The sequence below is a fragment of the Mesorhizobium sp. M7A.F.Ca.CA.002.05.1.1 genome (assembly GCF_003998335.1).
Classification (GTDB): domain Bacteria; phylum Pseudomonadota; class Alphaproteobacteria; order Rhizobiales; family Rhizobiaceae; genus Mesorhizobium.
Genome location: NZ_RZQI01000002.1, coordinates 25,900 through 33,844, shown reverse-complemented (window position 1 = coordinate 33,844; position 7,945 = coordinate 25,900). Strand labels below are relative to the sequence as shown.

The 7,945-nt window shown below is 59.4% G+C and carries 8 protein-coding genes; 3 read left to right on the top strand and 5 right to left on the bottom strand.

Going from position 1 to position 7,945, the window contains the following annotated elements:
- The 4 genes from EN939_RS00375 to EN939_RS00360 all read right to left on the bottom strand — a co-directional run.
- A partial coding sequence (locus EN939_RS00375; protein ID WP_127266482.1) for a DUF3618 domain-containing protein occupies positions 1–699 on the bottom strand: 699 nt, incomplete at its 3' end.
- Complete coding sequence (locus tag EN939_RS00370; RefSeq protein ID WP_245473041.1) at positions 696–1,019, bottom strand: phage holin family protein; 324 nt, start codon at positions 1,017–1,019, stop codon at positions 696–698. The genes EN939_RS00375 and EN939_RS00370, both read right to left, overlap by 4 nt.
- Before the next feature lie 63 nt (positions 1,020–1,082).
- Positions 1,083–1,691: a hypothetical protein gene (locus EN939_RS00365; protein ID WP_127266481.1), complete on the bottom strand. Its 609-nt coding sequence runs from the start codon at positions 1,689–1,691 to the stop codon at positions 1,083–1,085.
- 552 nt (positions 1,692–2,243) lie between these two features.
- On the bottom strand, positions 2,244–3,161 hold the full coding sequence (locus tag EN939_RS00360; RefSeq protein WP_164748700.1) for a hypothetical protein: 918 nt from the start codon (positions 3,159–3,161) through the stop codon (positions 2,244–2,246).
- Between the two features lie 356 nt (positions 3,162–3,517).
- Between EN939_RS00360 and EN939_RS00355 the strand changes: the two genes are divergently transcribed.
- Together EN939_RS00355 and glf are read left to right on the top strand one after the other, a co-directional pair.
- Positions 3,518–4,690: a glycosyltransferase gene (locus EN939_RS00355; protein WP_127266480.1), complete on the top strand. Its 1,173-nt coding sequence runs from the start codon at positions 3,518–3,520 to the stop codon at positions 4,688–4,690.
- Between the two features lie 2 nt (positions 4,691–4,692).
- Entirely contained in the window at positions 4,693–5,835 is a 1,143-nt protein-coding gene (gene glf / locus EN939_RS00350; RefSeq protein WP_127266479.1) for a UDP-galactopyranose mutase, read from the top strand.
- 75 nt (positions 5,836–5,910) lie between these two features.
- Here glf and EN939_RS00345 read toward each other — a convergent pair whose 3' ends face one another.
- Complete coding sequence (locus tag EN939_RS00345) at positions 5,911–7,077, bottom strand: beta-glucosidase (RefSeq protein WP_127266478.1); 1,167 nt, start codon at positions 7,075–7,077, stop codon at positions 5,911–5,913.
- Between the two features lie 465 nt (positions 7,078–7,542).
- Between EN939_RS00345 and EN939_RS00340 the strand changes: the two genes are divergently transcribed.
- The gene (locus EN939_RS00340; RefSeq protein ID WP_164748699.1) at positions 7,543–7,923 is read left to right on the top strand and encodes a hypothetical protein; all 381 of its coding nucleotides are present in this window, start codon (positions 7,543–7,545) and stop codon (positions 7,921–7,923) included.
- Positions 7,924–7,945 lie beyond the last annotated feature (22 nt).

Here is a 7,945-nt window from a genome sequence, read left to right as displayed (position 1 = left end):
GGTCTCATAGGCGTCGGCGGCGACCTGCTTGGCTTCATCCAGACCCCTGTCGAGCATGGTTTCGGCGGTGTCGCGAAGCTTGTCGCCATAGGCGCCTAGTTGCTCATCCTCCGTTGCGGTATGGGGCAGCATTGCACCTATGGCGGCGCCGATGGCGAGACCGGCGGCCGCTACGGCCAAGGGTTGGTTCTCAAACAGTTCTTGGGCAGAGCGGGTGGTTTTCGCCGCCATCTCGCCGGTCACCGATCTTGCAGTGGCCGTGCTGCCCGTCAAACCCTCGGCGGCGTTGCTTGCCGCGCTCGAAACGGTATCGCTGACGCTGGTAGCAGCCGACGACAACGATGTGGCGGCATCGGAAAGCGTGCTGCCAAGGCCTCCACGCTCCCCGTCATCATGTCGTCCCGGCGCCGAAGGCATGGAGTATCCAGCCGAACCGTGGGGGGTGTTTGAGGTACCGCTGCCGAACATCAGCCAAGCCAGACCTGCGCCCACCATGGTGACCGGCAAAGGATTGTCTCGGACCTGCGTTCTGAGATTGCTGAGCATGGCCGAGCTCTCCCCTCCCGAGAACAGCCCGGTGAACTCATCCAGCAATTGTCCGGGCGTCATCTTGCCTCGAATGGATTCGGCGGTCTCCATCACCCGGGCGCGGGCTGCCTCGGCCTCGCGTTCAAGTTCGGCTGCGGATTTCTCTTTCATCTCACCTGTTCCTTGATCACGCTCGCGTCGCGCTTAAGCTGTTCCTGGGTCCGGTCGGGGGTAAGTTCCGAAGGCGCCATGCTGGCCATCCCGGTCCGCAGCAGGATGACGCCGAGGACCGCCACGACCACACCGACCAGCAGGGAAGACCACCCCGCGCCTAGCCCTGCCCGCGTCAGTGCGATAACGAGTGCCTGCAGCAACACCAATAGCGCGGCGAGCAGGCAAATCGCGCCGCCCAGTACTTCCGCGGCACCTGCTCCGGCTTTGGCAAGCTTTTCAGAGAGCTCCGCCCGAAACAGCCTTGCCTCGGTTTGCACCAGTGGTGACATTCTGGGCCAAGTCGGTGATCAGTCCGGTAAGGCTGGGATTGTCCTGGGTGTTCATCTGTCCTGCTCCGCGTTCTGCGTGGCCCCATCATCGCCGACGAGGCCCGAATCCTGCGAACGATCAACGGACCAACCCTGTGCCTGATCGGTGTGTGATTTGAGGTCTCCCGCAGCATCCTGGAATTCTGGACCCGCCGGCGGAGAAGCCTTGATGAACCGCCCGAGAGCCAATCCGGCCAATACCGATCCGGCAAGCAGGACACCGGGATTTTGCCGGCCAAAGGACTGCACGTCCTCCAGGACCTGGCCGAACGGTTTCTGTTTCAATGACGATGAAAGCCGCTCCAAGCCACCGGCGGCATCCAATGCGAACTTCGATGCGTTCCTTTCATCGTTGTTGGCCAGATGGTCACTGGCCGCGCGCAGTGCGCCGCCCAGCGCCGCCAGACTCGATCCGATGTCGCGCTGAGCTTCCTCCGCCTTGTCGGAAATCGCATCCCTGGCTTCAGATGCATAATCGCCAGCCTTACGGGTCACCGTGTCACGCGCGTCGTGAAGCAGCTCGCTGGCACGTTCTTGTTCCTGGCGAAGCCTGTCGGAAACGTCGCTTTTCGCCTTGTCGAAATCGGTGGGCTGTCCGCCCTGATCGTTCTCATGCTGCATGGGCCACCTAGTGAAGACCGAGGAAGGAGAGGACCGCGAGCACGACAACGATAAGGCCGATAAGATAGATGACACTGTTCATGTGCACGTCCTCCGTGGCTTCCCAACTTCGTGGAACCTCCGATGTTCCACTAGGTGAAAGCATTTATGATCAGGCTGAAACGGAGAGCTCGTCAGGCACGCAACAATCAGGAATGAGCTGAGCTGCCCCTCGTGCGGAGCTTCAGTGGCTCGAGTACAAACCTTGTGCTCCCGACTGCGCACGGGTCGAGCGGAAGGCCGCCGGTTGCCTCGGCTTTGGCTGACCTTTGTCTATTCGGCTGTCCGCCTGTCGATCATCTGCTCGCTCTGGACGCCCGGCACGTCCCTGCGCTGTTAGACGCCTTCAACGAAGCGAGGATGAAGGCATAGAATACGTGCTGATGTTTCATTCTCCTGCGGGAAGGAGCAGAGATATTCAGTTCGCCCATGTCTTCGAACGCCGCGAGCGACTGCTGCATGGTGTCGTGTGCACGCGCTCCGACGGATTGTTCCGTCCGAGCAACACCTAAATCATGCAACCTTGGAAAACAGGGCGACGTCGCATCTGGCCAAGCCGTAGCGCCACCGATGATCGGTCGTGGCGACCCGGCTTTGGTAAAACAGCGAAAGTTGGCCCCCTTCGATCATCACGGTCGAGTGGCCGTTCTCTCCCGGCTGGCCTGGTTCCAGCACCGGTCCCATCGACACATAGGGTCCAGCAACATCATCGGCGATGGCAAAAAACACGCGTTGCCGGTTTCCCCGAAGGCCATTCGGGAGAAAGCAAGTGGCATTGAGAAGCACGCGGCCATCCGGCAATTCGACCAGTTGTGCGCCCTCTATCCCCCATTCGTAGTCGGGATCCTCTCTCGTGTTGTGGTGAGGAACTTCATTATGGTCGAGGATCTTGCCGATCCGCTTCCAAGGGCCGAACCATGAATCGGATTGGCTACGCGCGAGATAGATGTCGGGCTGTGGCACCCTGGTGAATTTTGGCATGGCGGAATAGACGAGGTAGCGCTTGCCGCCAATAACTGCGGGATGCGGATCGTAAATGCCATCTTCCTCCGTGTCCGGGATGGCGAGGATTGCCGGGCTAAGAACCACCCAATGGAACCCGTCATTGGAAACCGCATGCTCGCAGCGGCCACCAGACTTCATGAACTCGGTCTGGATGAACATGTGAAAGACGCCACTTTCGTGAATGACCCCCGGAGCCGCAACACCACTCCCATTGATAGGAAGCTCGATCGACTGATGCTCGGTCCACGGCCCATAAAGTTCCGGCGCCGTGGCATGCAGGATCCTCCACGTCTCGCTGGTCACCGTGCCGCTCGAGCCGAAGACGTGCCACAGGCTGCCATCAAAGACGGGGCAAGGGTCTTTGAGATCATCCACGCTTTGCGGATGAAACAGCGGAAAAACATTGGTTGAAAAGTCGATCTTCATATCAGCCCCGGAATTCGCCTGGCACGGACTCGCCAGTGATGCGGGCGAATCAACTTGATGTCCTGCACATTTTATAACCAGCGACTTAAACGCAAATACGGCAGGTCAGTTCTCCACCGACATTCCCCCGTCGCTCACGCTTTCAAAGCCCGGCGACGCGTGGTGGCCGTTCTCAGCTCCGCGGAAATGTCGTCGCATTCGTCATCCGAGCGGTGACTGAGAGCACTTCACTTCACCTTGGAACAACTCACGCGCGGGAAAGTTAGGAGCTGGCATCGAAGTCTATTTCTCCTCGACCCGCTATTAACAAATGTTAGTCGTAACATAAACCAAAGATTACGAGAAGGAACATCTCAATGGAAGCAGCCTTGGGCAGGGTATCCGCCAGTAAACACGTTGGCAGGGAAAATCTACTGGTTTGCTTCTCCCATTTGCGATGGAATTTCGTTCATCAACGGCCGCAGCATATCCTCACTCTTGCATCCATGAAGCAGAGAGTGATCTACTTTGAAGAGCCTGTTTTTGAAGAACTGCCACAGCCGCTGATGCGGACGAGCGAGGCGTCGCCAAACATTCTAATTGTGACACCAGTGCTTCCGCTCGGCGCGTCGGCCGCGAAATCAGATGCCGTCCAGCGGAGATTTGTTCAGCAGATCATAGCTTCTATGCCGCACAGCCGGCTGATCGCCTGGTACTACACGCCGATGGCTCTTCGCTTCACGGAGTTCCTTGACCCAGACATATGCGTCTACGACTGCATGGACGAACTCTCCGCCTTCAAGAATGCACCGCCCGAACTGGCGCAGATGGAAAAGGAACTTCTGCGCCGCGCCGATCTCGTTTTCACCGGTGGCCTGAGCCTGTTCGAGACCAAGCGCCGCCTGCATCAGGCCATTTACCCCTTTCCGAGCAGCATCGATGTCAAACACTTTCACAAGGCAAGGCTGCCAGGAAAGGACCCCATCGATCAGGCCGGCATTCCTCACCCGAGGGTGGGGTATTTCGGCGTCATCGACGAGCGGCTGGACGTCGACCTCGTGGCGCTAGCGGCGCGGACCATGCCGGACGTGCATTTCGTCATGATCGGCCCCGTTGTCAAAATCGATCCTGCAATCCTGCCGAAGGCCGACAATCTGCATTGGTTGGGCGCGAAGGCCTACTGCGACCTGCCCGATTATCTGCGCCATTGGGATGCCGGGTGGATGCCGTTTGCGCTCAACGAAGCGACCCGGTTCATCAGCCCAACCAAGACGCCAGAGTTTCTGGCGGCGGGCCTGCCGGTGATCTCGACGGCAATCGTTGACGTTGTGCGCAGCTACGGCGCTGCTGGGCTGGTGGAGATCGCCGACATTGACGACTTGGACAGCAAGCTGCGCTCCCTGCTTTTGCGACCGCGCGAGATGCTGCTGCCGCAAGTCGATGCCTATCTGGCTGACATGTCGTGGGAAAGAACATGGAAGGCCATGGCCGCTCACATTGAGGGCGCCTACCGACGCAAGAAGGTCGTCCCGCTCCGCAGGAGCGCATAGCCATGTTCGATTGGCTGATCGTGGGCGCGGGGTTTGCCGGCAGCGTGCTTGCTGAAAGGATAGCCTCCCAGCGTCATGAAAGCGTTCTCCTGGTCGACCGCCGCAGCCATGTCGGCGGCAACGCCTACGATTGCTACAATGAAGCCGGCATCCTCATCCATCGTTACGGGCCCCATATTTTTCACACCAACAGCCAGTCGATCGTGGACTACCTCTCGCAGTTCACCCAATGGCGCACATACGAGCACAGGGTTCTGGCGGCGGTTGACGGGAAACTGCTTCCCATCCCGATCAATCTCGACACGATAAACCGCCTTTATGGCCTCGAGTTGAATTCCGCACAGTTGGAGGAGTTCTTCGCATCGCGGCGCGAGACGGTAGAGGACGTGCGAACGGCCGAGGATGTTGTCGTCAGCACCGTGGGACGCGAGCTCTACGAGAAGTTCTTCCGTGGTTATACAAGGAAGCAATGGGGCGTCGATCCGAACCAGCTGAGCAAATCAGTGACGGCACGAGTGCCGACCAGGACCAACCGCGATGATCGCTATTTCAGCGACAGCTTCCAGAAGATGCCTGCCGGTGGATACACGAGGATGTTCGAGCGCATGCTCGGTCACCCGAACATCAAGGTCATGCTGCAGACCGACTTCCGCGAAATTCGTGACAAGATACCCTTCAACCGCCTGATCTATACCGGCCCGATCGACGAATATTTCGGCTGGCAGCTAGGGCGTCTTCCTTATCGTTCGCTCCGTTTCGAGCACGTCACACTCGACCAAGAGCAGTTTCAGCCGGTTGCCGTCGTCAACTACCCCCAGACGGAAGATTACACCCGCATCACCGAATACAAACATTTGACCGGCCAACGGAGCGTGCGGACCAGCCTGACATACGAATATCCCACCGATATCGGGGACCCGTACTATCCGGTGCCGCGGGCCGAAAACGAAGAGCTCTACAAGCGCTACGAAGCGCTCGCCGCAACCTGTCCCGACGTGTGGTTTGTCGGCCGCCTGGCAACCTACCGCTACTACAACATGGATCAGGTGGTCGGGCAGGCCCTGGCAACCTTCGCACGCATTCAAAAGAGCGTCCCGGAATGGGCGGGCGTGGGGAATGCGTCGTTGGCCGAAGGGGCGCTGTAGCTCCCCCACCTGGACCCGGGAGCATCGGCGCGGGGCCGACAGGCGCTCGCGCAGTCCCTCGTGCAGCTCATGTATTTAACGCGTCGGGTTCGCCGCGAACAAAGCTTGCTGGCGGGCCAATTCGTCCGCGACGGGCTTGTGGACGTGTCGGCTGCCGTCCGCCTGGACGACTGAAAACAATCCCACCTCCGCATGCCGCGAATTGTCCCAGCCCGGATAGGCGGTTACCGGGTAAAGGCAAATACCTTCGATCGGGGCTTTGAGGCTTTCTGCGGCACGCACCTCGTCGCAGACATAGTGGAGCCAAGCCGGCCCGCCAGACCCCTCGGAGCCGGTCTCGGCGATGAACATAGGCTTGCTGTATCGATGCGCGACTTCGATCAGCATCTCCGATAGGGCACGGTACTCGTGATGCCCCATCGGAATCGTCGGCCCGTTTAGGTACCACTGATTGTGTGGATAAAAATTCAAGCCAACGACGTCGACGACATCTTCGCTCCCACCCAGCTCAGGTTCGGCCCGGCCCAGCAGCATGTCGTAAGCTTCGAACTGTCCCTGACGGGCATTTTCGGCCCGGCGCCGTTCGGTGCGGGTCCGGTCGCGAGGAGCGATGTGGATAAGCGGCTCGGCCCAGACAAATCTGCAAGCGGGATCGACCTCCCGCATCGCGCGAACGCCGGCTATTGCTGCTTTCACGAGGTGCCGCTTGAACCATCCCCGCCTCTTCGGGCCGACGCGGGGGAAATAGCCGACCTCAACAGCCCAGGCGAAAAACGAAATTTCGTTGATCGGGCACAACAGAGGCGCTGTACCGGCGATTGAACGATGAACCCTCACAGCTTCCGCGGCGAACGAGGCATAGGCATCGATGAAATGCATCGATCCCTGATCAACATGGTCGGGAGATCCGTAGTGGAAGATGTCCCAGATGATCCGGACACCTGCCGATTGCGCTGCTTCGACCATCGGCGTCCAGCTTGACCAGTCATAGGTTCCAGGAGCGGTTTCGATGAGGTGCCAGCGCAAGCCGTCGCGGATGGTACGAAGACCGAGTTCGGCGCAACTGCGGTAGTCGCCCAGGGCATGCAAATAATGCGACGTCGCGCGGATAAGATCGAGGCGAACGCCGTCCTTGCGCCGGTGCGACGAGCACTCGAAGCCAGCCATGAAAAAACTGGCGAACGGCGACGTGCCCGCAATCGAAGTCACCTCATTGCCTGCGCTGTGTCCTGCTTCGCTCATGCGAAGTCTCCTTAGGGCATTTGGGCTCAATCTCGGCTGCCGAATGCAGATCGGGAACAGCCATAGCAATCCGGCAGCCGTCTCTCATCCGTCAGGCTGCACATTAGTCTTGTGCTTAACGGGATGGTACCAAACCGGATGGTCGAGCCTTTGTTCCCGATCGAACCCACCGGAGGCCAGACAGCAGCCAGGGAAGAAGCTGGCAAGGGAAGTCGGGGGGCGAGGCACACAGCCGTCATCGGATCATCCACCGCTCCGACGAAGGCAAGGAACAGTACGTTCAAATTCGACTTTCCGACATCGATCATGCCAGGCGAGAGGATCGCAGCGACGTCGCCTGGAGTATCTCAGGAGCCGCTCCGCCGATCTTTCCCGGTAAAGCCCGTCATTCGCTTCAAGCGGGAACATTGGTTGCCTCAGCAAGTTTGATCGCCATAGCAATGGCCGCAGCGGGCGGGCGCACAGATGAGACATCTGGTCAAAGATATCCTGATCGAGATCGCTGAAATGCTTCCGGCCATCACTCAAAAGGGCGAAAATTCGGCCGAAGCACTGCCCGTCCATGCGCCGAACTTCCCCCACGATCTGGAGCCGGTGATCAGGGCAGACCCTTCCTACCAAGTGCCATCGCAACGCACCGACGATCGGCATGAATCAGTCGCAGTCCCGAGCAAGCCGCAAGCTCTATGGAGGGATATGGTGCCGGCTGTGACGATCGTACCTTTGCCAGTCACTGTAGATGAAGGCGCGGTCAACGCTCACGCCTCCGACGGGCAGCATGCACGGCGTCGAGTGCCGAGCGAACGGCTTCAACGTTTGAGGCGTGAGGCTGGGCTCACGGCCTGAAGATCCAGCGGCCGTTGGGCCT